Origin of the sequence: Ralstonia nicotianae, from assembly GCF_018243235.1 — a bacterium.
GTDB lineage: Bacteria > Pseudomonadota > Gammaproteobacteria > Burkholderiales > Burkholderiaceae > Ralstonia > Ralstonia nicotianae.
This window is the reverse complement of the sequence record NZ_CP046674.1, coordinates 3,072,050-3,097,390: the sequence shown is the minus strand read 5'-3', so window position 1 is coordinate 3,097,390 and position 25,341 is coordinate 3,072,050. Positions and strand designations below refer to the sequence as shown.

Sequence of the window (25,341 nt, the reverse complement as noted above, 5' to 3'; positions counted from 1 at the left end):
TTTCGGGAGCGGCTTTTTCGTTTGCGATGCGGATCTCAGGTGCAGGCCGTGTTGGCGGCGTTGGCCGCCTGCACGGCTTCGGGGATCGGCACCTTGGTCGCCATGGTCGCCTGGCCCGATTCGAACATCAGCAGCTCGCCGGGCACGAAGGGGGTCCAGATCTCGTTGTCGGTCAGCGGCGCGGTGGCGATCACGGCGACGCGGTCCTCGGGCGTGGTGTACTTGGCGAAATCGATCGTCATGTCGGCGTCGATCAGGTGCGCCGTCGAGAACGGCCACTGCCGCACGATGTAGTACAGCCGCGTCGAGCAATGCGCGAACAGCGCCTGTCCGTTGCACAGCAGGTAGTTGAACACGCCGTGGCGGTTCACCTCCCGGGTGACATCCGACAGCGCGTAGAACAGCTCGTTGAGCGGCGGCTGCGAGCCTGGGAAGCGCTTGCGCAGCGCCTGCATGATGAAGCAGAAGGCCAGCTCGCTGTCGGTGTCGCCCACAGGCTGGTAGACGCCGGAGAGGAAGGGCGAGAAGTGCTTGAGGTCGCCGTTGTGGGCAAAGATCCAGTGCCGGCCCCACAGCTCGCGCATGAACGGGTGGCAGTTCTCCAGCCGGACGCTGCCCTGGGTCGCCTTGCGGATGTGCGAGATGACGTTCTTGGACTTGATCGGGTAGCGCTTGACCAGCTCCGCCACCGGCGAGGTGCCGGCTGACTGGTTGTCGATGAACAGCCGGCAGGCCTTGTCCTCGAAAAACGCTACGCCGAAGCCGTCGGCGTGGTGGTCGGTGACCCCGCCGCGCGCGGCGAACCCCGTGAATGAGAACGTCACGTCGGTTGGTTCTGCGCAGTTCATGCCAAGTAGCTGGCACATGATGGGGCGAAAGACAGGATGCAATAAAATAGTCATTATCCTGCGGGCCGCCGGGGGTGCCAAGCGCCCGGTGCACGCAACCCCATCCACGATGCCCGGCCGTTGCGCTCACGCCGCACCGCGTCAGGTCTTGGTCCGGCCACCCAACCCAGCCTCCAGGCGGAACGCATCCCATGAGTTCGTATCGCATCGCCGTGATTCCCGGAGACGGGATCGGCAAGGAAGTCGTGCCCGAAGGGCTGCGCGTGCTGGATGCCGCCGCGCGCAGGTTCGGCTTTGCGCTGCAGTGCGACCATTTCGACTTCGCCAGCTGCGACTACTACGCGCGTCACGGCAAGATGCTGCCCGACGGCTGGTTCGACACCCTGCGCGGCTACGATGCCCTGTTCTTCGGCGCGGTCGGCTGGCCCGATACGGTGCCCGACCATATCTCGCTGTGGGGCTCGCTGCTGCAGTTCCGGCGCGGCTTCGACCAGTACGTGAACCTGCGTCCGGTACGCCTGATGCCCGGCATCCGCAGCCCGCTGGTCGACCGCAGCGGCCAGCCGCGCGCGCCCGGCGCGATCGATTTCTACGTGGTGCGCGAGAACACCGAGGGCGAATATTCCAGCATCGGCGGCCGCATGTACGGCGGCACCGAGCGCGAGATCGTGATCCAGGAAACGGTCATGAGCCGCACCGGCGTGGACCGCATCCTCAAGTTCGCCTTCGATCTGGCGCAGCGCCGCCCGGCGCGCCACCTGACCTCGGCCACCAAGTCCAACGGCATCGCCATCACCATGCCGTACTGGGATGAGCGCGTGGAGGCGATGGCCGGGCAGTACCCCGAGGTCAGCGTCGACAAGTACCACATCGACATTCTGACCGCGCATTTCGTGCAGAAGCCGGAGATGTTCGACGTGGTGGTCGCCAGCAACCTGTTCGGCGACATCCTGTCGGATCTGGGCCCGGCCTGCACCGGCACCATCGCCATCGCGCCGTCGGCCAACATCAATCCGGACCGCACCTATCCGAGCCTGTTCGAGCCGGTGCACGGCTCCGCGCCGGACATCGCGGGCCAGGGCATCGCCAATCCGATCGGCCAGATCTGGTGCGCGGCGATGCTGCTGGAGCACCTGGGCCAGCCGGAGGCGGGCGCCGCCGTGCTGGCCGCCATCGAGCGCGTGCTGGGCGCCGGGCCGGCCCATGCGCCGCTCACGCGCGACATCGGCGGCACCGCCGGCACGGCGGACCTGGGCCGTGCGATCGCGGAGGCGCTGGCGTGAAGCTGGACCGCGCCGCCGCCCGCGCCCTGCTGCTGGAGAGCTACGCGGCGGCCGTCGCCGCGGCGGACCCGCTCAAGATCGTCGCCGGCTTCCTGCCGCCGCCGCATGCCGGTGGCCGGACGCTGGTGGTCGGGGCCGGCAAGGCGGCCGCGTCGATGGCGCTGGCGGTTGATCGGGCCTACGCCGGCCGCGCACAGATCGAAGGGCTGGTCGTCACGCGCTATGCGCACGGGTTGCCGACCGATCACATCCGCGTGATCGAAGCCGGCCACCCGGTGCCGGACGAGGCGGGCGAGCAGGCGGCGCAGGCCATTTTCGATCGCGTGTCGACGCTGACCGAACACGACCGGCTGATCGTGCTGGTGTCCGGCGGCGGCTCGAGCCTGCTGTCGCTGCCGGCCGAGGGCGTTCCCATGGCCGACCTCAAGGCCGTGACACGCGAGCTGCTGCGCTGCGGCGCGCCGATCACCGACATGAACATCGTGCGCAAGCACCTGTCGCGCATCCAGGGCGGCCGCCTGGCCGCGGCATCCCGCGCGCCGGTGACCACGCTGATCGTCTCCGACGTGGCCGGCGATGACCCGAGCGCGATCGCCAGCGGCCCCACCGTGCCCGACCCGAGCACCTACGCCGACGCGCTGGCCATTCTCGCGCGCTGGGGCGCACAGGCGCCCGAATCGGTGCGCGCGCACCTGGAGCGCGGCGCGCGCGGCGAGATCGCCGAGACGCCCAAGCCGGGCGATGCCTGCTTTGCGCGGGTGGCCAACCATGTCATCGCCACCGCGCAGCAGAGCCTGGTGGCGGGGGCGCAGGTCTTCGCGGCGCGCGGCATCCACACGGCCATCCTGGGGGATACCGTCACCGGCGAGGCGCGCGAGGTCGCCCAGGTGTACGGCGCGCTCGCGCGGCAGGTCCGCCGGCACGGCACGCCGTTCGCGGCGCCCGTCGCGCTGATCTCCGGCGGTGAATGCACGGTGACTCTCCCGCCGGGCCTGACCGGTGGCCGGGGCGGCCGCTGCGCCGAATTCCTGCTGTCGCTGGGGATCGCGCTGGAAGACATGGGCGATGTCTATGCGCTGGCGGCCGACACCGACGGTATCGACGGTTCGGAGGACAATGCAGGCGCCGTGCTCGATCCGCAGTCCATCGGACGCGCCGCCGCGCGCGGTGTTGCCGCCCGCGCCGCGCTGGACGCGCACGACGCCTATGGCTTCTTCGCCGCCGCCGGCGACCTGATCGTCACCGGCCCGACGCGCACCAATGTCAACGACTACCGCGTCATCCTGATTCTCTGAATTTCATTTCTTTCTGTCTTTTTCTCTTCACGCATCATGATCGATACCCTGACCATCGTCCGCCCTGATGACTGGCACCTGCACCTGCGCGATGGCGACGCGCTCGCCGACGTGGTGGGCGACACCGCGCGCCAGTTCGGCCGGGCGATCATCATGCCCAACCTCAAGCCGCCGGTGACGACCACCGCGCAGGCTCGCGCCTACCGCGAGCGCATCCTCGCCGCGCTGCCGGCGGGCACGCGCTTTGAGCCGCTGATGACGCTGTACCTGACCGATAACACCACGCCCGAGGAAGTCCGCGCCGCCCGCGCCAGCGGCTTCGTGCATGGCGTCAAGCTCTACCCGGCCGGTGCCACCACCAACAGCGATGCCGGCGTGACCGACCTGCGCCGCTGCGCCAAGACGCTCGAAGCGATGCAGGACGTCGGCATGCCCCTGCTGGTGCACGGCGAAGTGACCGACCCCACGGTCGACATCTTCGATCGCGAAGCCGTCTTCATCGACACCGTGATGCAGCCGCTGCGCCGCGATTTTCCGGCGCTCAAGGTCGTGTTCGAGCACATCACCACCAAGCACGCCGCCGAATACGTGCGCGACGCGCAGGGGCCGGTCGGCGCGACCATCACGGCACACCACCTGCTGTATAACCGCAACGCGCTGTTCGTTGGCGGCATTCGTCCGCACTACTACTGCCTGCCGGTGCTCAAGCGCGAAACGCATCGCCTGGCGCTGGTGGCGGCGGCCACCTCGGGCCATCCGCGCTTCTTCCTCGGCACCGACAGCGCACCGCATGCCAAGGGCCTGAAGGAGCACGCCTGCGGCTGCGCCGGCTGCTATACCGCGCTGCACGCGATGGAGCTGTACGCCGAAGCCTTTGAAGACGCCAACGCGCTCGACAAGCTCGAAGGCTTCGCCAGCCTGCACGGCCCGGACTTCTACGGCCTGCCGCGCAACGCCGGCACGCTCACGCTCACGCGCTCGCAGTGGCAGCTGCCCGCCGAGGTGCCCTTCGGCGAGCAGATGCTGGTGCCGCTGCGCGGCGGCGAGATGCTGCGCTGGAAGACGGTCTGAGTGTGCGCTCGGCGGGTTTGACCGGGATCGACTGGGCGCACCCGGCGTTCGCGCCGCTGGCGGCCATCGGCGCACCGGTCGCCCGGGCGGTCGGCCAAGGTGCCGACCTGCGCGACGTTCTCAATGCGCACGCGCAGCGGCAAGACTTGCGCACGGCCGGCGGCCATCCGCTGCGCTTCATCCTGCAGGGCGCGCTGCCGCCCGGCGTTGCCTACGAGGCGCACATCGCCGCCACCGGTGGTGTGCCCACGCGGGACAACCTGCACGATGGCTTCAACGCGCTGATCTGGCTGCACTGGCCGCGCACCAAGGCAGTGCTCAATGCTCGCCAGGCCAGCGCCATCGCCCGCGATGGCATCGGTGCGGCACGCGGTACCGTGCGCGATGCCGTCACCCTGTTCGACGAGAACGCCCTGATCTTCCTGCATACCGACGATGCGCCCGAGCGTTGCCTGACCGGTTTCGACTGGCGGGGCCTGTTCATCGAGGGCAGGGTGGCCTGGGGGCAGTCATGCGCCGTGCTGCCGTTCGGGCATGCGCTGCTGGAGAAGCTGGTCGCGCCGTACAAGTCGATCACCGCCCATGCTTGGCCCGTGCGCGTCGCGTCCTTGGCGGCGGCAGGGGCGGCTTCGATCGACGCTGTCCTGGCCGCTACGCTCGCCAGCGCCGATCTGACCACGGGCGACTTCCGCCCGCTGCCCGTCATGGGCATCCCCGGATGGTGCGAGGCGAACCGGGATTCCGCCTTCTATGCGGATGCCGCTGTTTTCCGCGCCGGTCGGCGCATATCGGCCAAACCGGGCCAGAAGTGCTAGACTCGCGCCTCGCGAAGCGGACCAGACAACCGCTGCTTCCGCGTGCTTGCACGACGGAAGGGGAGGAAAGTCCGGACTCCACAGGGCAGGGTGATGGCTAACGACCATCCACGGCGACGTGCGGAATAGGGCCACAGAGACGAGTCTTCGCTCACGGCTTCGGCCAGGGCGAAGGGTGAAACGCGGTAACCTCCACCCGGAGCAATCCCAAGTAAGCAGGCGATGAAGCGGCCCGCCGAGCCTGCGGGTAGGGAGCTTGAGCCGGCCGGCAACGGTCGGTCTAGAGGAATGGTTGTCACGCCGCGCGGTGTCATGCCGCGCGGCGCACAGAATCCGGCTTATCGGTCCGCTTCGCGTTCTTATTCCGTCGGTGCGCCGGCGACGGCCAGATCCACCAGCTCCAGCGAATGCGTGATCTCGGCCGTCTTGGCCAGCATGATCGACGCCGAGCAGTACTTCTCGTGCGACAGCTGGACCGCGCGCTCCACCGTTTCCCGCTTCAGGTTGCGTCCCGTCACCGTGAAGGTGAAGTGGATGCGCGTGAAGACCTTGGGGTCCGTCTCGGCGCGCTCGGCGAGCAACTTGACGCTGCAGCCCTGCACATCCTGGCGGCCACGCTTGAGGATCAGCACCACGTCATAGGCGGTGCAGCCGCCGGTGCCCAGCAGCACCATTTCCATCGGGCGTGGCGCCAGGTTGCGGCCGCCGCCGTCCGGTGCGCCATCCATCGTGACCAGATGGCCGCTTCCGGTTTCCGCCAAAAACGCCATGCCATCCGGGCCGGTCCAGCTTACTGTGCATTCCATGTCGAATCCTTTTGCCTGTCGACGGATGCGCCGACGAAAAGCCACATTGTAGCCATCCCGCTTGCCCGCCGCCGGCGCTCAGGGTGACTGCCCCTTGACAGGAACACCGGCGCGGAAAGGTGCAACCCGCCGCTCCCGCACCAGAAGCGGGACGAAATTGGAGGCAAGGCTCTAATGCGCGACATTTGTGCATGTGACGAATTTCCATAACTTATTGATTTTCAATGAAAATTCAACAAGTCGTGTGCATATTGGTGCATTTCACATTAAGAAATGCGATTTCGTAGTGCAAATTTTCTTGCGCACGCCCTAGAACTGGGTATAATTCCCTCCATTGGATCGGCTGACACGGTGCAACCCACTGGGTCAACGATCAGCAGGTGTCTCCTCCACCCTCCTCCTTTGGTGGATTCAAACCCCAAGCCAAACCGCTTGGGGTTTTTTTTCGTCCGCTGCGCTTGAATGCGTGCTTTTCCTTGTGTCAAGGGTGGCTTGCGAGGTACAATCGAAATCTTTTCCGGATTGCCCGCGGAAAAGAAGAAGCAAGGAGAGCCCGCGTCAACAAGCGGGAAGGCGGGCCGGCGACGTGCCTTTTCAAAGGTCGCGCAGGCGTCCGCAAGACGATCCGTTCGTGCGAGGTTGAGCGCGATACGGGTCCACTCGGGCACTGACTCAAAATTGGAAAAATCATGAAGACCTTTTCCGCGAAGCCCCATGAGGTGAAGCGCAATTGGTTCGTGATTGACGCGACGGACAAGGTCCTCGGGCGTGTCGCCAGCGAAGTGGCACTCCGACTGCGCGGCAAGCACAAACCCGAATTCACTCCGCACGTCGACACGGGCGATTTCATCATCGTGATCAACGCAGCCAAGCTGCGTGTGACGGGCGCCAAGACGACCGACAAGAAGTACTATCGCCACTCGGGCTACCCGGGCGGTATCTACGAAACGACGTTCGGCAAGATGCAGCAGCGTTTCCCGGGCCGCGCCCTGGAAAAAGCCGTGAAGGGCATGCTGCCGAAGGGTCCGCTGGGCTACGCGATGATCAAGAAGCTGAAGGTGTACGCCGAAGGCTCGCATCCGCACGAAGCTCAGCAGCCGCAAGTGCTGGAAATCTAAGGGGCCGCCATGATCGGAAACTGGAACTACGGTACCGGCCGCCGCAAGAGCGCAGTGGCACGTGTCTTCATCAAGTCCGGCAAGGGCGACATCATCGTCAACGGCAAGCCGGTCGCTGACTACTTCGCTCGCGAAACCTCGCTGATGATGGTTCGCCAGCCGCTCGAACTGACCAACCACGGCGCCACCTTCGACATCAAGGTGAACGTGGTCGGTGGTGGTGAAACCGGCCAGGCCGGCGCTGTCCGCCACGGCATCACCCGCGCGCTGATCGACTACGACGCCACGCTCAAGCCGACCCTGTCGAAGGCTGGCCTGGTGACCCGCGACGCTCGTGAAGTCGAACGTAAGAAGGTCGGTCTGCACAAGGCCCGCCGCCGCAAGCAGTTCTCCAAGCGTTAATTCGCCGGATCTGCTTCAGCAAAAAACCACACCTTCGGGTGTGGTTTTTTGTTTTTGCGCATTCAACTGAGTTGTGTGATTCATGATGCATGTTGCTTACCGTTTGCAACAGCTCAGACATGCCGTCCCGACTACAATTCACACTTCGCTAGCGTTTGGTCCAGATGATGCAATCCGCCATTTGTCCTAACCCGCTGCCGTCACGCATGACGGCGCATGGGGGCACCGCATGAAGGGGCGACGTCTGCTGCGTCGCGTTTCGGTGCTTGCGCCCAACGTGACGGTGCGTTCGCGCCTACCGTGGCCGGTGACCATCCTGCTGATCGCCGTGGTGGTGGGTCTTGCCGCTGCGGCGGCACTGTGGGCGTTCGAGGAGGGTCGCCGGCTGACCGGCCCGCACGACGCCGACTTGCGGGCGATGAACCGTGAGCTGGGCGTCAAGCTGGCAACCGTGCAGGCCGAGCGCGACAAGCTCGCTGCCTCGGCCGGCACGGCCGAGTCGCGGCTGGGCATGGCTGAAGGCGCCCAGCAGCAGATGGCCGAGCAGATCAAGACGCTGGAAGCCGAGAACGCGCAGTTGAAGGAAGATCTGGCCTTCTTCGACAGCTTGCTGCCCGCCCCCACCAATTCCGCCGGCATCTATGTGCGCAGTTTCCGGATCGCTCCGGACGAAGCGCAGCCCGCACGGCTGCGTTTCCGTGTCCTGCTGATGCAGGGCGGCGGCAAGGCGTTCGCGCCGGTCTCCGAATTCGAGGGCCAACTGGCGCTCACGCTGAATGTGGTGCAGGCGGGCAAACCTGCTACGATCGACTTCCCCGGCGCCGCGGCCGGCGGGTCGGCGGCGCCGGCCACGCGGGTCAAGCTGACGCACTACCAGCGTCTGGAAGGGTGGGTGGATGTTCCGCCCGGCACCACGGTCAAGTCGGTGGTCGTGAAGGTGCTGCAGAACGGCAAGGTCAAGGCCAGCCAGAGTTTTTCCATTTGACGGGCATTGTCCCATCTGCACAAAGGAGTCGACGATGCTGTTTGGCAAAAAGAAAGGGCTGGCGATCGAAACCCTGCTGGGCGCGCGTACGCGGCTGGAAGGGGAACTGCGCTTTTCAGGCGGTCTGCGCATCGACGGGCAGATCAAGGGCAACGTGATCGGCGATCCCGACAAGCCCAGCATGCTGGTGGTGACCGACAGCGCGCGCATCGAGGGCGAAGTGCATGTCGGGCACCTGATTCTCAACGGCACGGTCGTGGGGCCGGTGCATGTCTCGGAGTTGCTGGAGCTGCAGCCCAAGGCGCGCATCGAGGGCAATGTGCAATACGCTGCGCTGGAAATGCATCAGGGTGCCGTCGTCATGGGCACGCTGACGCATTCCACACCCGGTGATGTGAAGCTGCTGCCCAACCTGAAGCTGGCCTCCAACCAGGACTGATCCGGCGGCGGCGCGAGCCGTTGCGGCCGCACCGCACAATGTCCTCTTGAAAGCTGGGGCTTCGGCACGATTTACCGTCTGCGCTTAAAATAGCAGCAGATTTGAGACGTTCCCACAGGAGATTTTTCATGAACGCAGTCGCGCAGGCAGCCACGCCCGATGTGAACGAGGTTCCGGCTCCGCTGGTCTTTACCGACAGCGCTGCGGACAAGGTCAAGCAACTGATCGAAGAGGAAGGCAATCCGGAGCTGAAGCTGCGCGTGTTCGTGCAAGGCGGCGGGTGCTCGGGCTTCCAGTACGGCTTCACCTTTGACGAAGACACCAACGAAGACGACACGACCATGACCAAGAATGGCGTGACGCTTCTGATCGACTCGATGAGCTACCAGTACCTGGTGGGCGCCGAGATCGATTACAAGGAAGACATCAACGGTGCCCAGTTCGTCATCAAGAACCCGAATGCCTCGACCACCTGCGGTTGCGGTTCGTCGTTCTCGGTCTGAAACCGGCATCGACAAAAGAAAAAGCGCACTTCGGTGCGCTTTTTTGTTGCCCATTGCCGCCGTCTAGGCCGGATAGATCGTGCCCAGCACGCGGGGGCCGGCCGCACCGGTGGCATGGTAGACGTTGCCGGGTTCGCGGCGCACGCATTGGCGTGCCAGCCAGGCGAAGGCCAGTGCCTCGACCTGATGCGCGGGGACCCCGAAGTCATCGCTCGCGGCGACCAGGGTACCTGGCAGCTGTGCCGCCAGCCGCTGCATCAGCGCGCCGTTGCGGGCGCCGCCGCCGCAGACCACGAGGGATGCGGTACGCGGTGCGTGGGTGCGGACGGCATCGGCAATGGTGTCGGCCGTCAGGGCGAGCAGGGTGGCCTGCACGTCCTCGGGGCGGATGCGCTCAAGCGTGTCGCCGGCCTGCTGCTGCAGCCAGGTCGGGTTGAACAGGTCGCGGCCGGTGCTCTTGGGTGGCATCCTGGCGAAGAACGGCTCGCTGCGCAGGGTCTCGAGCAGCGCGGCGTCGATCCAGCCGCTGCGGGCCCACTCGCCGTTGCGGTCGTAGGCTTCGCCGCGGTGGGCATGGACCCAGTAGTCGAGCAGCGCGTTGCCCGGGCCGCAGTCGAAGCCGAGCACCCGGTCGCGCGCATCCGACTGCTGCGGCGGCAGCACGGTCAGGTTGGCGATGCCGCCGATGTTGCAGACCACGCGCCAGGCATCGGGCAGCGCGAACAGTGCGCGGTGCACGGCCGGTACCAGCGGCGCGCCCTGGCCGCCGGCGGCGATGTCGCGGCTGCGGAAATCGGCGATGACGTCGATGCCGGTGCGCTCGGCGAGCACGGCGGCGTGCTGCGTCTGCCGTGTATAGCCGATGCCGTCGTGCTCGCCGGGCTGGTGGCGGATGGTCTGGCCGTGGGCGCCGATGGCGCGGACTTCGCGCGGATCGCAGCCGCTCTCATGCAGCAGTTGCGCGACGCATTCGGCGTACAGGTCGGCCAGCGCGTTGGCGGCCAGCGCCTCGCGGTGGATTTCGTTGTGGCCGGCGGACTGCAGGTCGAAGAATGCCTGCCGCAGCGCGGGCGGAAAGGGCACGTAGGCGTCCGTCAGCAGCATCGGACGCGGGCCGGAGAAGTCGACCAGCACGCCGTCGACACCGTCCAGGCTGGTGCCGGACATCAGGCCGATGTAGCGCTCGCTGATGGAGGAGGCAAGTGTCGTCATGCGCGTGAGCATACCAGCGGGGGCAGCGGTTGGGGCGGCTTCGGGGTGGCCGTTGGGCGGGTGGCCGCCTCACGGTAAAATCGCGGGATCGCGCCGGCCGCCTTCGCGGCGAGCGCATGCCTGTTGTCTTCCGAATTGCCTCGACCGTGTGCCGCTGTGGCGCATGCGGCTCTTTTTTTATTTGCCATGACCGTTTCCGACGCCTCCGCTGCTCCCGCTCCCGAACACAACACGCCGGGCAAACCGAAGTACCCGGTCACGCCGGAGGTGCTGCATGCGATGGAGGTCACGCAGCGCGGCTGCGACGAACTGCTGATCGCCGCGGAGTGGGAGCAGAAGCTGGCCCGCAGCGCCGCCACCGGCGTGCCGCTGCGCATCAAGCTGGGCCTGGACCCGACCGCGCCCGACATCCACATCGGCCACACCGTGGTGCTCAACAAGATGCGCCAGCTGCAGGACCTGGGGCACCAGGTGATCTTCCTGATCGGCGATTTCACCTCGACCATCGGCGATCCGTCGGGCCGCAACGCCACGCGCCCGCCGCTCACGCGCGAGCAGATCGAGGCCAACGCGCAGACCTACTACCGCCAGGCCAGCATGGTGCTGGACCCGAGCAAGACCGAGATCCGCTACAACAGCGAGTGGTGCGATCCGCTGGGCGCGCGCGGCATCATCCAGCTCGCCGCCAAGTACACCGTGGCCCGCATGATGGAGCGCGACGACTTCACCAAGCGCTACAAGGCGGGTGTGCCGATCTCGGTGCACGAATTCCTCTACCCGCTGATGCAGGGCTATGACTCGGTGGCGCTGAAGTCCGACCTGGAGCTCGGTGGGACCGACCAGAAATTCAACCTGCTGGTCGGCCGCGAATTGCAGAAGGAATACGGCCAGGAGCCGCAGTGCATCTTGACGATGCCGCTGCTGGTCGGCCTGGACGGCGTGGAGAAGATGTCCAAGTCCAAGGGCAACTACGTCGGCATCAGCGAGGCGCCCAACGAGATGTTCGGCAAGCTGATGAGCATCTCCGACGACCTGATGTGGACGTACTACACGCTGCTGTCGTTCCGCCCGCTGGCCGAGATCGACCTGATGAAGCAGGAAGTGACGCTGGGCCGCAACCCGCGCGACTGCAAGGTGCTGCTGGCGCAAGAAATCATCGCGCGCTTCCACAGCCAGGCCGATGCCGAGCGCGCGCTGGAGGACTTCAACCACCGCGCGCGCGGCGGCGTGCCGGACGACATTCCGCAGATCGAGCTGTCGGGCGCGCCGATCGGCATCGCGCAACTGCTCAAGCAGGCCGGCCTGTGCCCGTCCACCTCGGAAGCCAACCGCAATATCGAGCAGGGCGGGGTGAAGATCGACGGCACCGTCATCAGCGACAAGGGGCTGAAGGTCGAGGCCGGCACCTTTGTGATGCAGGTGGGCAAGCGGCGCTTTGCGCGCGTGGTGCTGTCGTGATCGGTCTGATCCAGCGCGTCTCGCAGGCGGCGGTGCGGGTCGATGGCCGCGTGGTCGGCGAGATCGGGCCAGGCCTGCTGGCGCTGGTGTGCGCCGAGCGTGGCGATACCGTCGCCGAGGCCGACCGCCTGCTGGAGAAGCTGCTGAACTACCGTGTGTTCTCCGATGCGCAGGGCAAGATGAACCTGCCGGTGCGCAACATCGACGGCAACGGGCTGGCAGGCGGCTTGCTGGTGGTATCGCAGTTCACGCTGGCGGCCGATACCAAGTCCGGCACGCGGCCGAGCTTCACGCCGGCGGCGGCGCCCGAGGTGGGCCGCCGCCTGTATGAGCATTTCGTGGCGCGGGCACGGCAGCAGCATCCCATCGTCGCGACCGGCGAGTTCGGCGCGATGATGCAGGTGTCGCTGGTCAACGACGGCCCGGTCACGTTCTGGCTGCAGGTGGCGCCGCAGGCCGTGCGCGCCGGCGAGGCCGAGACCGCGAAATCCGCCTGATCACCAGGAGGGGCACGATGAAGCTGACTTCCGACGTCATTCACCGCGACGCGCCGATTCCCGTCGAATGTGTCGAGGGCCACGCGCTGGCCGAGGCGTCCGTGACCGGCACCTGCACGCTCAACCCGAGCCCTGCGGAGACGTCCTGATGGCACGCACCGCCGCCATGCCCATGCCGATGCCGCAGATCACCCACATCGTGCTGGTGCGGCACGGCGAGACCGACTGGAACCGCGAGCGCCGGCTCCAGGGCCAGCTCGACGTGCCGCTCAATGCGCAGGGGCGCGAACAGGCCGCGCAGCTGGGCCGGGCGCTGGCGCGCGAGCCGTTCGATGCGATCTATGCCAGCGATCTGTCGCGCGCCAGGGAGACGGCGCAGGCATTGGCCGGCGAGGTCGGCAAGGCTGTGCGCGATGACACCGGCCTGCGCGAACGCTGCTACGGCGGGTTCGAAGGGCTGACCTATGCCGAGGTGGCCGAGCGCCATCCGGCGGAATTCGAGGCGTGGCAGAGCCGCGTGCCGGAATTCGCCCCGCCCGGCGGCGGCGAGACGCTGGCCGGGTTCCACGCGCGCGCGGTGGATGCGGCGCTGCGGCTGATCCGCCGCCATCCGGGCGAGCGCATCGCGCTGGTCAGCCATGGCGGTGTGCTCGATTGCCTGTACCGGCACGCCAACGCCATGACGCTCACCGAGCCGCGCCAGCACGCGCTGCGCAATGCCAGCATCAACCGGCTGTCGTCCGACGGGCACCAGCTGACCGTGCTGCAGTGGGGGGATGTCGCGCACCTGGACCTGCTGGTGCTCGACGAAGTGGATCGGCGCGTACCGTAGGGCGGCCTCAGACCCGCGGCCGGGGCGGCATGCAGCCGATGCGCCGATGCTGCGGCTGATCGGCTAGGCGTTGTTGTCCCACAGGTCGCGCGCCGGACCGGCCTTCGGCGCGCCCAGCCCGAAGTGCTGGTAGGCCGATGCCGTGGCGACGCGCCCGCGCGGCGTGCGCTGCAGGTAGCCCTGCTGGATCAGGTAGGGCTCGAGCACGTCTTCGATGGTGTCGCGCTCCTCGCCGATGGCGGCGGCCAGGTTGTCGATGCCGACCGGGCCGCCGTTGAACTTGTGCAGGATGGCTTCCAGCAGCTTGCGGTCCATCAGGTCGAAGCCGACCGCATCCACGTCGAGCATCGCCAGCGCCGCGTCGGCCACCGCGCGGGTGATGACGCCGTCGGCTTTCACTTCAGCGTAGTCGCGCACGCGGCGCAGCAGGCGGTTGGCGATGCGGGGCGTGCCGCGCGAGCGCTTGGCGATCTCCAGCGCGCCGTCTTCGGCGATGCGCGCGTCGAGCAGGCCGGCCGAGCGCGTGACGATGCGCGCGAGCTCCGTCGGCGTATAGAACTCGAGCCGGGCGACGATGCCGAAGCGGTCGCGCAGCGGGTTGGTCAGCATGCCGGCGCGCGTGGTGGCGCCCACCAGCGTGAACGGCTGCAGATCGAGCTTGACCGAGCGGGCTGCCGGGCCTTCGCCGATCATGATGTCGATCTGGTAGTCCTCGAGCGCCGGATACAGGATTTCCTCCACCACCGGCGAGAGTCGATGGATCTCGTCGATGAAGAGGACGTCGTTGGCTTCGAGGTTGGTCAGCAGCGCGGCCAGGTCGCCCGGGCGCTCCAGCACGGGGCCCGAGGTCTGGCGCAGGTTGACGCCCATCTCGCGGGCGATGATGTGCGCCAGCGTCGTCTTGCCCAGGCCCGGCGGGCCGAACAGCAGCACGTGGTCGAGCGCCTCGCGGCGCTTCTTGGCCGCCGTCATGAAGATATCGAGCTGGCCGCGCACCTTTTCCTGGCCGACGTATTCGTCGAGCAGCTTGGGGCGCAGCGCGCGCTCGAATGCCTCCTCGTTGGGGGAGGCGGGCGAGGCCGAGATCAGGCGTTCAGCGGAGACGGCCTTGGCGGCGAGCTTGTCGGTTTCGATCATGGCGGGCAGACGGCGCGGGGGGACCGCGGACGGGCCATTTTACCGTCTCGCGCCGCCGGGGCGTCAGCCCTTGGAGAGGGCCTTGAGCGCCAGCTTGATGCCTTCGGAGACGCCGGTGCCGGCCGGCACCTGCTTGATGGCCTGCGCGGCTTCCTTGTCGGAGTAGCCCAGCGCCAGCAGGGCGTTGAGCACATCGACCGCATCGTCCGACACGGCCGGACCGCCCGGCACCGCGCCCAGGTCGGCGCCGAGCTTGCCCTTGAGTTCGAGCAGCAGGCGCTCGGCGGTCTTTTTGCCGATGCCGGGAATGCGCGTCAGCCGTCCGGCTTCCTGCAGCGTCACGGCCTGCGCCAGTTCGGCCACCGACATGCCCGACAGCACCGCCAGCGCGATGCGCGCGCCGATGCCGGAGATCTTGATGAGCTGACGGAAGGTCTCGCGCTCGGCGGCGGTGCCGAAGCCGTACAGCAGGTGCGCATCCTCGCGCACGATCTGCTGGGTGAGCAGCGCGACCTTCTCGCCGGTGGCGGGCAGGTTGTAGAACGTGCTCATCGGCACGTCGATTTCATAGCCGACGCCGTGGCAGTCGACCAGCAGGTGCGGCGGGTTCTTTTCGATCAGCGTCCCGGCGATGCGTCCGATCATGGATGAGGTTCTCCCAAAACGGCACGCAGTGTAGCCGATGCCGGGCCGGCGCTAGCGCTGGAGGGTGTCCACGGCCTGCCTGCCGACCGCCGGGTCGTCGGTGAAGAAGCCGTCGACGCCCGCGCGCAGGAAGGCCTGGATTTCCTGGATCGAGCCGCTCACGTTGCGCGCGTTGTCCGCACCGCTGCGCAGCGCGGCCGGCAGGAAGATGTTCTCGGGCCGGAACGTGTACGGGTGCACCACGAGGCCGGCGCTGTGGGCATTGCGGATGAGGTCGCTGGGGTCGGTCAGCGCGCCGTTGGCGTCCAGCGCGATCACGCTGTTCTTGTCCGGCCCGACGCCGTTGGCATAGGCGGCGATGTCGCGCAGGCCCTGGTCGGTCATCAGGTCGGCGTAGGTGCGGGCGTCGTTGGCCACCGTGAAGTCGTAGGGGCGCTGGGTGGCGGTGCCCAGCAGCTGCACGAGCTTCCAGTTGGGCTGGCTGCCGCCGATCCGGTTGCGGATCGACTTCAGGTTGGCGACTTCGAACGACTGGATATGGACCGTGGTCCGGCTGGCCGTGAAATCGTCCTGGCGCAGCGCGGCGATCAGCCGGTCTTCCAGCGGCAGGCCGATCGACTGGAAATAGGTCGGGTGCTTGGTCTCGGGGTAGAGGCCGATGTTGCGGCCGCGCAGGGCCGACTGGTCGCGGGCGAGCGCGATGATCTCGGCCAGCGTCGGGATGTCGAACTGGTCGTTGTAGGCCGTGTTGTCCGGGCGGATGTCGGGGATGCGCTCGCGGGCGCGCAGGGTCTTCAGTTCGGCCAGCGTGAAGTCTTCCGTGAACCAGCCGCTGACGCTCTGGCCGTCGATGGTCTTGGTGGCGCGGCGGCCGGCGAACTGCGGCAGGTCGGCCACGTTGGTGGTGCCGGAGATCTCGTTTTCGTGGCGCGCGACCAGCACGCCGTCCTGGGTGGCGACGAGGTCCGGCTCGATGATGTCGGCGCCATCGTCGATGGCCTTCTGGTATGACGCCAGCGTGTGCTCCGGGCGCAACGCCGGGGCGCCGCGATGGCCGATCACCTGGACGGTGGCGATGGGCGTGGTGTCGCCGTGGTTGCCGCCGTGATTGTATTCCAGCCGGCAGGCCGACAGTGCGATGGCGGTCGTCAACATCAGCGGGCACAGCAGAGCGAAGCGGCGCGGCATCCGGGGGGCCTCCTGCAGACGGGGTCTTCCGCATGGTAGACGGCCGTGCTGCCCGGTGCCAGCCAGCCGGCGTTTTGGGAGCGCTCGCGCGCGGCTTAGCCGACCAGCCGGCCGCGCCGCACGCGCAGGCCCTTGCGCGCCAGCTGCGGCGCCAGTCCGGCCATGGCGGCCAGGGTTTCGCCGCCGTGCGCATGGCAGATCGCCACGCCCAGCGCGTCGGCCGCATCGGTGCCGGGCCGGCCTTCCAGGTTGAGCAGGCGCACCACCATGTCCTGCACCTGATCCTTGTTGGCGCGGCCGTAGCCGACCACGGCCTGCTTCAGTTGCAGCGCGGTGTATTCGAACACCGGCAGGTTGCCGCTCATCAGCCCGCAGATCACTGCACCGCGCGCCTGGCCCAGCAGCAGCGTCGACTGCGGGTTGACGTTGACGAACACCTTTTCGATGGAGGCGCAATCCGGCCGGTAGGTGCGCACCAGCTCCGACACGCCGTCGTACAGCGTCTTCAGGCGGCTGGGCAGGTCGGCGTTGCCGTCGCTCTTGATCGTGCCCGAGGCGACGTAGACCAATTGGTGGCCGTGCCGCTCGAGCACGCCGAAGCCGGTGGTGCGAAGGCCGGGGTCGATGCCGAGGATGCGCATGAAGGGGACAGGCAAAAGAAAAACGGGGCAGGCGACAGTCTACGCCTTGCCCCGTTGCGCGGTGGAGCCGCGGGTGATGCTTAGTGGCTTAGTGGCGGAAGTGGCGTGTGCCGGTGAAGATCATGGCCACGTTGCGCTCGTCGGCGGCGGCGATCACTTCGTCATCGCGCACCGAGCCGCCCGGCTGGATCACGCACGAGGCGCCGGCGTCGACCACCACGTCCAGGCCGTCGCGGAACGGGAAGAAGGCGTCCGATGCCACCGCCGAGCCCGACAGCATCAGGCCCGCGTTCTGCGCCTTGATGCTGGCGATGCGGGCCGAGTCCACGCGGCTCATCTGGCCGGCGCCCACGCCCAGCGTCATGCCGCCGCCGCAGAACACGATGGCGTTGGACTTGACGAACTTGGCGACGCGCCAGGCGAACAGCAGGTCGTCCATCTCCTTCGGGGTCGGGTGGCGCTTGGTGACCACGCGCAGCTCGGCCGACTGCACGTTCTTGGCATCCGGGCTCTGCACCAGCAGGCCGCCGCCGACGCGCTTGAAGTCGTAGGCGTTGACGCCCTTGCCCAGCGGAATTTCCAGCAGGCGCACGTTCTGCTTGGCCGCGAATACCGTGCGTGCGCCCGCGGAGAAGCCCGGCGCGATCAGCACTTCGACGAACTGCTTGGCCACCACCTGCGCGGCCGCTTCGTCCAGCGGCACGTTGAAGGCGATGATGCCGCCGAAGGCCGAGGTCGAGTCGGTCTTGAAGGCCTTCTCGTAGGCTTCCTGCGCGGTGCCGCCGATGGCCACGCCGCACGGGTTGGCGTGCTTGATGATGACGCACGCCGCGCCCTTGGCCGGGTCGAACGATTTCACGCACTCCCACGCCGCATCGGCATCGGCGATGTTGTTGTACGACAGCTCCTTGCCCTGCAGCTGCGCGTAGTTGGCCAGCGCGCCGTCCACGGCCTTCAGGTCGCGGTAGAAGGCGGCGGACTGGTGCGGGTTCTCGCCGTAGCGCATCTCCTGCACCTGCTCGAAGGCCAGGTTCAGCGTCTGCGGATACTGGCTGCGGGTGCTGTGCGACTTGTCCTGTCCCAGGCTGGTCAGGTAGTTGGTGATGGCGCCGTCGTACTGCGCGGTGTGCGCGAACACTTTCTTGGCCAGCATGAAGTTGGTGTCGTAGCCGACCGTGTTGCCGTTGGCCTGCATCTCGGCCAGCACGGTGGCGTAGTCGGCCGGATCGACGATCACCGTCACGTCGCGGTGGTTCTTGGCGGCCGAGCGCAGCATGGTCGGGCCGCCGATGTCGATGTTTTCGATGGCATCGGCCAGCGAGCATTCATCCTTGGCGACGGTCTGCTGGAACGGATACAGGTTCACCACCAGCAGGTCGATGGTCGGGATGCCGTGCTGGGACAGCGCCGCCATGTGTTCGGGCAGGTCGCGGCGGGCCAGGATGCCGCCGTGCACCTTCGGGTGCAAGGTCTTGACGCGGCCGTCGAGCATTTCCGGGAAGCCGGTGTAGTCGGCCACTTCCGTCACGGGCAGGCCGGACTCGGCGAGCAGCTTGGCGGTGCCGCCGGTGGAGAGGAGCTTGACGCCCGCGCCGTGCAGCGCACGGGCAAAGTCGACGATGCCGGTCTTGTCGGAAACGGAAAGCAGAGCTTGCTGGATCATGGTGGAAACGCCGTCAGGCGGATGGGGCGCGGCGAGGCGCCGTCAGGAAAGGAAAATCGGGATGCGGCGGGGCACGGTGCCGGGCCGCCTCAGAGCAGTCCGTGCTGCTGCAGTTTCTTGCGCAGCGTGTTGCGGTTGATGCCGAGATAATCGGCGGCCAGCGACTGGTTGTTGGAGGCCCATTCCATCACGGTCTCCAGCAGCGGCCGCTCGATGGCCTGCAGCACCATGTCGTAGACGTTGGACGGGTTCTCGCCGTCCAGGTCGCGGTAGTACGTATCCAGGCTGTCCCGGATGCAGCGTTCGATGGGGTTGCGGCTCATGCGGCAAGCAGTTCCTTGTTGTCGTTGTTGTTGCCCGTCGTGGGAGGGCCGCCCGCGGCATCGTCCTGGTCCGTGTAGACCAGGCGGTCGGACAGCGCGCGCTGCTCGTCGAAGAAGGCATTGACGGCGGCCAGCTGGGCCGCGGTGTCTTCGATGGTGTTCATGCGGTGGCGGAACAGGTTGGCGCCCGCCAGCCCCCGCGTGTACCAGGCGATGTGCTTGCGCGCGGTGCGCACGCCGGTGTACTCGCCGTAGAACGCGTAATGCTCTTCCAGGTGCGTGTTCATGATGCCGCGGATCTCTTCGACCTCCGGCGCCGGCAGCAGCGTGCCGGTCTTCAGGAAGTGCTCGATCTCGCGGAACAGCCACGGGCGCCCCTGGGCGGCGCGGCCGATCATGATGGCGTCGGCGCCGGTCACCTCCAGCACGTGCCGGGCCTTGGCCGGCGTGCCGATGTCGCCGTTGGCGACCACCGGGATGCGCACCGAGGCCTTGACCGCGGCGATGGTCTCGTACTCGGCCTCGCCGTGGTACAAGTCGGCGCGGGTGCGGCCGTGCACGGTCAGCATGCTGATGCCGGCTTCCTGCGCGATGCGCGCGACCGTCAGCGCGTTGCGGTGCTCGCGGTCCCAGCCGGTGCGGATCTTGAGCGTGACCGGCACGCGGCCGCCCACCGCGCCGACCACCGCCTCGACGATGCGCGCCACCAGCGGCTCGTTCTGCAGCAGGGCCGAGCCGGCCGCCACGTTGCACACCTTCTTGGCCGGGCAGCCCATGTTGATGTCGATGATCTGCGCGCCGCGCTCGACGTTGTAGCGCGCGGCCTCGGCCATCATCATCGGCTCGGCGCCGGCGATCTGCACGGCGATCGGCTCGACCTCGCCGGTGTGGTTGGCGCGGCGCATGGTCTTCTCGCTCTTCCACAGCTGCGCGTTGGACGCCACCATCTCCGAGACCGCATAGCCGGCGCCCAGCCGCTTGCACAGCTGGCGGAACGGGCGGTCCGTCACGCCCGCCATGGGGGCGACGAACAGGTTGTTGCGCAGGAGATGCGGTCCGATCTGCAAGGCGGGATCCGAAGAAGCGAAGACCAAGAAACGAAAAAGCGGCCCCTTCCGCCCGGGCAGGCGGAACGACGGGGAGTCAAAAATGCGAGGACGGGATTTTACCGCCAAACCGCCGGATTGCCTAAATGTTGTGCACAAGCTATGCGGCGGCGCATCCGGTGCGGTGTTTGGGGCGCGGGTGTGGGCTGGCTTGCCACCGAGGCGGGCGGCAGAGCGGCGCGATACAGGACGACTCCGGCACGCTGACGACCATGGCCCGAGTCGATGGGTCAGGCGATCAGAACCTCGGCGGGGATATGCAGGCCTGCATGCAGACGACGGATCATCTCCAGGCTCAGCCCGCGCTTGCCATTGAGCACCTCGTACACTCGATTCGTCTTGCCGATATACGGCTGCATGTCCCGGGCAGTCAGACCGCCCTGCTCCATGCGAAAACGGATGGCCTCGATCGCCGTCGGATGCTCGAGGGGAAAATGCGTGGCCTCGTAGCGCTCAATGAGCGTGGACAGAATCTCCAGGCGATCACCGTCCGGCGTGCCGGGCGCAGGATCCGCATCGACGAGCGCCGAAACGATGGCGAGCGCCTCGTTGTAGTCTTTTTCGGTATGCAGCGGTCGGATGTCCATTGCCTGACTCCAATTCCACGGTTGCCGCGTCGATACGGCCGTGCTCGGCATGCGTGCCAACAAACTTCACGCGCACCACGCCGATCTGGAATGCGATCGCCACGATCAGGCGGTAGTTGTTCCCGCCGATGTTGAACACGACGCGATTGCGCCCCATGAAGCTGGCCGAAGCGTAGTGAGCCTTGATGTCCTGCGGCGTCTTCCACGTGGCCCGGGCGGCTTCGGCATGCCAGGCTAGCCGGGAGGGCTTGGCTCCTGGGTGCTTCGCGCAGAATGCCGGCAGGTTTTTCTTCGCAACGATTCGCATGAGCGCATGCGTAGTCCCGTTTTGGGACTCGGGCAGCGGCGGCATGCCGTCATCACGTCAATTGCCGCCACGATCCGCAAAAAAAGGTGATCGTCAATCACCTGCGCCGCCCTAGCGTCCGTCGTGCCTCAGTCAAAACGTTGCAGGCCGTAGGGGCGGGCATCGATGAACGGCGGCCGGCCGGCAACCAGATCGGCGATCAGCCGGCCGGTGCCCGGCGCCCCCGTCATGCCCAGGTGACCGTGGCCGAAGGCGAAGAAGACATCGGGGAACCGCTCGGAGCGGTCGATCACGGGCAGGCTGTCGGGAATGGAGGGCCGATAGCCCATCCAGGCGCTGTCGCCGGTGAAGGCGAGGCCCGGGAACAGCGCCTGGCCGTGCCGGGTCAGCGTATCGGCGCGGCGGAAGTCGGGTGGGATGTCCAGGCCGCCGATCTCCACCGTGCCGGCGATGCGCAAGCCGTCTTCCATCGGCGTGGCGATGAACTTGCGCTCGCAGTCCATGACCGGCCGCGAGGGCTGCACCGTCGGCGCGCGCAGCATGGCGTGGTAGCCGCGCTCCGTGTCGAGCGGGATGCGCACGCCGGTGAGCCTGGCGCCCAGCCGCATCGACCACGCGCCCGCGCAGATCACCAGCGTCGAGACCGGTAGCGAACCGCAGTCGGTGTACAGGCGGGTGGGGCCGCGCTCGCCCAGCGCGAAGTCCAGCACCTTGCGCCGCAGTACGGTGCCGCCGGCCGCGACGAAATGGGCCGCGAGCGTCTTGACCAGCCGCTCCGGGTTGCAGGTGAAGCCGTTGTCCGGCAGCAGCAGGCCGGACCGGATGTCGCCGGCGAGGGCCGGCTCCAGCTCGCGGACTTCGCCCGCGCTCAGTGCCTGTGAGCGCACGCCGGTGGCGTCGCGGATGGATTGCGCCAGCACCTCGCCCGGGCCGCGCGCCAGCGTGCGCCACACGTACAGGTGGCCGGTGGCGCGGATCAGGTCGTCGTACTGGGCGGGCTCCAGCAGGCCGCGGTAGCCGGGATAGGTCGCGCTGAAGAGGTCGGCCAGCGGCCGCGCCACGGCGCGCGCTCGCGCCTCGGTGCCGGCGCGGATCCACTTGAGCAGCCACGGCAGCGCGCGCGGCAGGTAGGACCAGCGCACCGTCAGCGGCCCCAGCGGGTCCGCCAGCCATTTGGGCACCTGCGCGAGCATGCCCGGCAGCGCCATCGCCACCACCGATGCCACGCTGAGGCAGCCGGCATTGCCGTACGAGCATCCTTCGCCGATGCCCGCCTGGTCCAGCAGGGTGACCCGGTGGCCGTCGCGCTGCAGCTGCAAGGCGCATGACACGCCGACGATGCCGGCGCCCACCACCGTGATGGCCCGTCGCCCGGCCGGGGCCGCTGTGTCGTTGTGCATAAGCTGGATGGCGGCGCTAGCCCCGTTGCCCGAACATCATCTGCCGCGCCAGTTCGTGCTTGAGCGGCGGCACGCATTCGAGCAGTGTCAGCGCGATGCCGCGCAGGTGCCCGACCGGCCGGCCCGGCACGGCAAAGGCGCGCGGCAGCAGGTCGGTCAGGCCGATGGTGACGGCGCGGTCGAACGCGCGTTCGCGGGCAAAGCGCGCGAGCGCGGCCGGCGTGACGGCGTCGCGCAGCGCACGCGCCAGTTCGAAGGCGTCGCGCAGGCCCAGGTTGAAGCCCTGGCCGGCGACCGGGTGGATGGTCTGCGCGGCATTGCCGATGGCGACCACGCGGCGGTCGACCGGCGTACGCCGGGCGTGCAGCCCGAGCGCGAAGGTGTGGCGCGGGCCGACCTGCGTGAAGCGTCCCATGCGCTCGCCGAAGGCCGCACCCAGCTCCGCCAGGAAGGCCGCATCGGGCAGGCCGGCACGGCGGCGCGCCTGGTCGGGCGCGCAGCACCAGACCAGCGCGTAGCCGGGGCCGTCCGCGTCGTGCTGCGGCAGCAGCGCGAGCGGCCCTTCGGTGGTGAAGCGCTCCCACGCCCAGCCTTCGAGCGGCGCGGCGCAGCGCACGTGGGCGACGATGGCGGTCTGGCCGTAGTCGCGGTGCCGCGTGTGATGCAGGTACGACGACCTCGCGGCCTGCCGGCGCGCATCGTCGAACAGGCCGCCTTCGGCCTGGATGACGACCGCGGTTTCGACGGCCAGCGGGTGCCGCCCTTCGCGCGCCGCCCGCACGCGCGCCGGCGCCACGGAGCCGTCGGCGCGGGGCAACTGCTCGACGCGCTCGACCGGCGTGTGGTCGTAGCGTGCGAGCCGGTCCGGGTAGCGCTGCACCTGCGTGGCCAGCGCCGCGTTGAGCGCGGCGCTCAGGTCGCCGTACTGGACGACGTGGCCGAGCGCGGGGATGTCGTAGTCCTCGCGGCGGATGTGGGTCTGGCCGAAGTGGCCGCGCTGCGAGACGTGGATATGCGTGATCGGCGTGGCGCGCGCCGGCCAGCCGCCGATCGCTTCGAGCAGCACGCGCGAGCCGTGCGACAGCGCCAGCGCGCGCGGGTCGCGGGCGGCGGCCTCGGCGTCGCGGGCATCGAACAGGGCGATGCGCCAGTCGGTGTCGCGCAGCAGCCAGTTGGCCAGCGCCAGGCCGACCGGCCCGGCGCCGACGATGGCGATGTCGAAGTCCGGCGTGGCCGCCGCGGTATCGGTCATGCCTGGCTGCGCATCAGCGCTTCGATGTCGTCCGCGGCCACCGGCACATCGCGCGTGATCAGCTCGCAGCCCTGCGGCGTGACGATGGCATCGTCCTCGATGCGGATGCCGATGTGCCAGAACGCCTCAGGCACGTCCGGCGCCGGACGCACGTAGAGGCCGGGCTCGACGGTCAGCACCATGCCGGCCTCGAGCGGGCGCCACGGGCGCTCGCCCTGGACGGGCGCCGCGCCGGGCGTGCGGTATTCGCCCACGTCGTGCACGTCCATGCCCAGCCAGTGGCCGGTGCGGTGCATGTAGAACTGGCGGTACTGGCCGCCGGCGAGCACGTCGTCGAGCGTGCCGACCCGGTTCGCGTCCAGCAGGCCGGTGTCGAGCATGCCCTGCGCCAGCACGCGCGTGGCGGCATCGTGCGGCACGTTGTACGGGACGCCCGGCCGGGTTTGCGCGATGGCGGCCTCCTGCGCGGCCACCACGAGGTCGTAGAGCGCGCGCTGCGGGCCGGAGAAGCGCCCGTTGACGGGGAAGGTGCGGGTGATGTCGGAGGCATAGCCGTCGAGCTCGCAGCCGGCATCGATCAGGCACAGGTCGCCGTCGCGCAGCTCGGCATTGCCGGCGCGGTAGTGCAGCACGCAGGCATTCGGCCCGGTGGCGACGATGGAGTTGTAGGCGACGCTCTGCGCGCCGTGGCGGCGGAATTCGTAGAGCAGCTCGGCCTCGAGGTGGTACTCGCGCAGGCCGGCGCGCGAGGTCCGCATGGCGCGCACATGCGCCCCAGCGGAGATGCGCGCGGCGCGGCGCATGATGTCGAGCTCGCCCGCGTCCTTGAACAGGCGCATCTCGTCGAGGATGGCGCGCACGTCCAGCGCCTGGTGCGGCGCCGACACGCCGGCGCGGCCCTGCATGCGCACGGCGTCGAGCCAGTGGCGCATGCGGCGGTCGAAGACGCCGCTCTCGGCCAGCGGATAGGCCACGGCGGCCGCATTGGCGAGCAGGCCCGGCAGCGTCGCGTCGATTTCGTCGACCGAATGCGCTTCGTCCAGGCCGAAGGCTTCCCGGGCGGCTTCGGGGCCGAAGCGGAAGCCGTCCCAGATTTCGCGCTCCTCGTGCTTGGGGCGGCAGAACAGCACGCTGCGCGCCGGCGCGCCGCCGGCTGGCACCACGATGGCCAGCACCGCCTCGGGCTCGGTGAAGCCGGTCAGGTAGTAGAAGTAGCTGTCGTGCCGGTAGGGGTAGTCGCTGTCGCGGTTGCGCATGGTTTCCGGCGCGGTCGGGACGATGGCGACGCCGCCGCCCGCCGCGCGCAGCCATTGCGCGATGCGCTCGCGGCGCTGGCGGGTGGTCTGGAGGAAGGCGAGTTCGGTGGCGGACATGGCGCGAGCCCAGGGATGACGGGGATGGCCGATTGTAACGCCGCGATCGGCGGCCTTGGCCACGCGGCGCCGGCGTCCGATCCGGCGTTTACATTTCCTTAAGAAGTCGGGTCGGGCATGGCCGACAATGCCCGCATGGGCCGGATCCGTCGGCC

The 25,341-nt window shown here is 68.1% G+C and carries 27 protein-coding genes, 1 other RNA gene and 1 pseudogene; 14 read left to right on the top strand and 15 right to left on the bottom strand.

All coding sequences use genetic code 11. From position 1 onward, the window contains the following. Window positions 1–35: 35 nt before the first annotated feature. Complete coding sequence (locus tag GO999_RS14240; protein WP_011000446.1) at window positions 36–866, bottom strand: class II glutamine amidotransferase; 831 nt, start codon at window positions 864–866, stop codon at window positions 36–38. A 173-nt stretch (window positions 867–1,039) separates the two neighbouring features. Between GO999_RS14240 and GO999_RS14235 the strand changes: the two genes are divergently transcribed. The 5 genes from GO999_RS14235 (at window position 1,040) to rnpB (ending at window position 5,669) form a co-directional block, all read left to right on the top strand. Continuing rightward, complete coding sequence (locus GO999_RS14235; protein ID WP_020831245.1) at window positions 1,040–2,131, top strand: tartrate dehydrogenase; 1,092 nt, start codon at window positions 1,040–1,042, stop codon at window positions 2,129–2,131. After that, the gene (locus GO999_RS14230; RefSeq protein WP_211906328.1) at window positions 2,128–3,426 is read left to right on the top strand and encodes a glycerate kinase type-2 family protein; all 1,299 of its coding nucleotides are present in this window, start codon (window positions 2,128–2,130) and stop codon (window positions 3,424–3,426) included. Before GO999_RS14235 ends, GO999_RS14230 begins: the two co-directional genes overlap by 4 nt. A gap of 36 nt (window positions 3,427–3,462) precedes the next feature. After that, on the top strand, window positions 3,463–4,497 hold the full coding sequence (pyrC, locus tag GO999_RS14225; RefSeq protein ID WP_011000448.1) for a dihydroorotase: 1,035 nt from the start codon (window positions 3,463–3,465) through the stop codon (window positions 4,495–4,497). A 2-nt stretch (window positions 4,498–4,499) separates the two neighbouring features. Beyond that, the gene (locus GO999_RS14220) at window positions 4,500–5,312 is read left to right on the top strand and encodes a DUF3025 domain-containing protein (protein WP_071092639.1); all 813 of its coding nucleotides are present in this window, start codon (window positions 4,500–4,502) and stop codon (window positions 5,310–5,312) included. Between the two features lie 13 nt (window positions 5,313–5,325). Beyond that, window positions 5,326–5,669: RNase P RNA component class A (rnpB, locus tag GO999_RS14215), an RNA gene on the top strand. Window positions 5,670–5,671: 2 nt separating this feature from the next. Here rnpB and GO999_RS14210 read toward each other — a convergent pair. Beyond that, a complete protein-coding gene (locus GO999_RS14210; RefSeq protein ID WP_011000450.1) occupies window positions 5,672–6,118 on the bottom strand; it encodes an OsmC family protein in 447 nt (148 codons plus the stop codon). A gap of 689 nt (window positions 6,119–6,807) precedes the next feature. Between GO999_RS14210 and rplM the strand changes: the two genes are divergently transcribed. From rplM to erpA, 5 genes are all read left to right on the top strand, one after another. Then, on the top strand, window positions 6,808–7,236 hold the full coding sequence (gene rplM / locus GO999_RS14205) for a 50S ribosomal protein L13 (RefSeq protein ID WP_003265480.1): 429 nt from the start codon (window positions 6,808–6,810) through the stop codon (window positions 7,234–7,236). 9 nt (window positions 7,237–7,245) lie between these two features. Beyond that, on the top strand, window positions 7,246–7,638 hold the full coding sequence (rpsI, locus tag GO999_RS14200) for a 30S ribosomal protein S9 (RefSeq protein WP_011000451.1): 393 nt from the start codon (window positions 7,246–7,248) through the stop codon (window positions 7,636–7,638). A 229-nt stretch (window positions 7,639–7,867) separates the two neighbouring features. Further along, the gene (locus tag GO999_RS14195; RefSeq protein WP_016724019.1) at window positions 7,868–8,623 is read left to right on the top strand and encodes a DUF6776 family protein; all 756 of its coding nucleotides are present in this window, start codon (window positions 7,868–7,870) and stop codon (window positions 8,621–8,623) included. Between the two features lie 34 nt (window positions 8,624–8,657). Further along, the gene (locus GO999_RS14190; RefSeq protein WP_011000453.1) at window positions 8,658–9,062 is read left to right on the top strand and encodes a bactofilin family protein; all 405 of its coding nucleotides are present in this window, start codon (window positions 8,658–8,660) and stop codon (window positions 9,060–9,062) included. Between the two features lie 128 nt (window positions 9,063–9,190). Then, window positions 9,191–9,565: an iron-sulfur cluster insertion protein ErpA gene (erpA, locus tag GO999_RS14185; protein ID WP_003265486.1), complete on the top strand. Its 375-nt coding sequence runs from the start codon at window positions 9,191–9,193 to the stop codon at window positions 9,563–9,565. Between the two features lie 63 nt (window positions 9,566–9,628). Here erpA and GO999_RS14180 read toward each other — a convergent pair whose 3' ends face one another. Then, window positions 9,629–10,789, bottom strand: coding sequence for an anhydro-N-acetylmuramic acid kinase (locus GO999_RS14180; RefSeq protein ID WP_011000454.1), 1,161 nt, complete (start codon window positions 10,787–10,789; stop codon window positions 9,629–9,631). A gap of 174 nt (window positions 10,790–10,963) precedes the next feature. Here GO999_RS14180 and tyrS point away from each other — a divergent pair, with 174 nt between their 5' ends. From tyrS to GO999_RS14160, 4 genes are read left to right on the top strand one after another with little or no spacing between them, the layout of a single operon-like run. Next, window positions 10,964–12,235, top strand: a complete 1,272-nt coding sequence (gene tyrS, locus GO999_RS14175) for a tyrosine--tRNA ligase (RefSeq protein WP_016724018.1) — start codon at window positions 10,964–10,966, stop codon at window positions 12,233–12,235. After that, the gene (gene dtd, locus GO999_RS14170) at window positions 12,232–12,732 is read left to right on the top strand and encodes a D-aminoacyl-tRNA deacylase (RefSeq protein WP_016724017.1); all 501 of its coding nucleotides are present in this window, start codon (window positions 12,232–12,234) and stop codon (window positions 12,730–12,732) included. Before tyrS ends, dtd begins: the two co-directional genes overlap by 4 nt. 17 nt (window positions 12,733–12,749) lie before the next feature. After that, window positions 12,750–12,881 (top strand): hypothetical protein, encoded by a 132-nt coding sequence (locus GO999_RS14165; protein ID WP_016724016.1) that lies wholly within the window; start codon window positions 12,750–12,752, stop codon window positions 12,879–12,881. Further along, the gene (locus GO999_RS14160; protein ID WP_011000458.1) at window positions 12,881–13,564 is read left to right on the top strand and encodes a histidine phosphatase family protein; all 684 of its coding nucleotides are present in this window, start codon (window positions 12,881–12,883) and stop codon (window positions 13,562–13,564) included. Before GO999_RS14165 ends, GO999_RS14160 begins: the two co-directional genes overlap by 1 nt. Window positions 13,565–13,627: 63 nt before the next feature. Here GO999_RS14160 and ruvB read toward each other — a convergent pair whose 3' ends face one another. From ruvB to GO999_RS14100, 12 genes and pseudogenes are all read right to left on the bottom strand, one after another. Then, the gene (ruvB, locus tag GO999_RS14155) at window positions 13,628–14,701 is read right to left on the bottom strand and encodes a Holliday junction branch migration DNA helicase RuvB (protein WP_173941630.1); all 1,074 of its coding nucleotides are present in this window, start codon (window positions 14,699–14,701) and stop codon (window positions 13,628–13,630) included. Window positions 14,702–14,764: 63 nt separating this feature from the next. Then, the gene (gene ruvA, locus GO999_RS14150; RefSeq protein WP_019717529.1) at window positions 14,765–15,346 is read right to left on the bottom strand and encodes a Holliday junction branch migration protein RuvA; all 582 of its coding nucleotides are present in this window, start codon (window positions 15,344–15,346) and stop codon (window positions 14,765–14,767) included. 51 nt (window positions 15,347–15,397) lie between these two features. Next, window positions 15,398–16,534 (bottom strand): glycerophosphodiester phosphodiesterase, encoded by a 1,137-nt coding sequence (locus GO999_RS14145; protein WP_028852603.1) that lies wholly within the window; start codon window positions 16,532–16,534, stop codon window positions 15,398–15,400. A 95-nt stretch (window positions 16,535–16,629) separates the two neighbouring features. Beyond that, entirely contained in the window at window positions 16,630–17,175 is a 546-nt protein-coding gene (ruvC, locus tag GO999_RS14140) for a crossover junction endodeoxyribonuclease RuvC (protein ID WP_011000462.1), read from the bottom strand. An 88-nt stretch (window positions 17,176–17,263) separates the two neighbouring features. Continuing rightward, complete coding sequence (purH, locus tag GO999_RS14135; RefSeq protein WP_019717531.1) at window positions 17,264–18,838, bottom strand: bifunctional phosphoribosylaminoimidazolecarboxamide formyltransferase/IMP cyclohydrolase; 1,575 nt, start codon at window positions 18,836–18,838, stop codon at window positions 17,264–17,266. An 89-nt stretch (window positions 18,839–18,927) separates the two neighbouring features. Further along, window positions 18,928–19,161 (bottom strand): Fis family transcriptional regulator, encoded by a 234-nt coding sequence (locus tag GO999_RS14130; protein WP_011000464.1) that lies wholly within the window; start codon window positions 19,159–19,161, stop codon window positions 18,928–18,930. After that, on the bottom strand, window positions 19,158–20,228 hold the full coding sequence (dusB, locus tag GO999_RS14125; RefSeq protein WP_016726646.1) for a tRNA dihydrouridine synthase DusB: 1,071 nt from the start codon (window positions 20,226–20,228) through the stop codon (window positions 19,158–19,160). The genes GO999_RS14130 and dusB overlap by 4 nt, the downstream gene beginning before the upstream one ends. A gap of 269 nt (window positions 20,229–20,497) precedes the next feature. Continuing rightward, window positions 20,498–20,854, bottom strand: coding sequence for a helix-turn-helix domain-containing protein (locus tag GO999_RS14120; protein WP_019717533.1), 357 nt, complete (start codon window positions 20,852–20,854; stop codon window positions 20,498–20,500). A gap of 7 nt (window positions 20,855–20,861) precedes the next feature. Beyond that, window positions 20,862–21,161: pseudogene (locus GO999_RS14115) on the bottom strand (type II toxin-antitoxin system HigB family toxin); the annotation flags it as partial. A 128-nt stretch (window positions 21,162–21,289) separates the two neighbouring features. Continuing rightward, window positions 21,290–22,561: an NAD(P)/FAD-dependent oxidoreductase gene (locus GO999_RS14110; RefSeq protein ID WP_019717535.1), complete on the bottom strand. Its 1,272-nt coding sequence runs from the start codon at window positions 22,559–22,561 to the stop codon at window positions 21,290–21,292. A gap of 16 nt (window positions 22,562–22,577) precedes the next feature. Then, window positions 22,578–23,813 carry a UbiH/UbiF/VisC/COQ6 family ubiquinone biosynthesis hydroxylase gene (locus GO999_RS14105; RefSeq protein ID WP_064477515.1) on the bottom strand — a complete coding sequence of 412 codons (1,236 nt, stop codon included), beginning with the start codon at window positions 23,811–23,813 and terminating at the stop codon, window positions 22,578–22,580. Next, a complete protein-coding gene (locus GO999_RS14100; protein ID WP_211906327.1) occupies window positions 23,810–25,186 on the bottom strand; it encodes an aminopeptidase P N-terminal domain-containing protein in 1,377 nt (458 codons plus the stop codon). The genes GO999_RS14105 and GO999_RS14100 overlap by 4 nt, the downstream gene beginning before the upstream one ends. Window positions 25,187–25,341 lie beyond the last annotated feature (155 nt).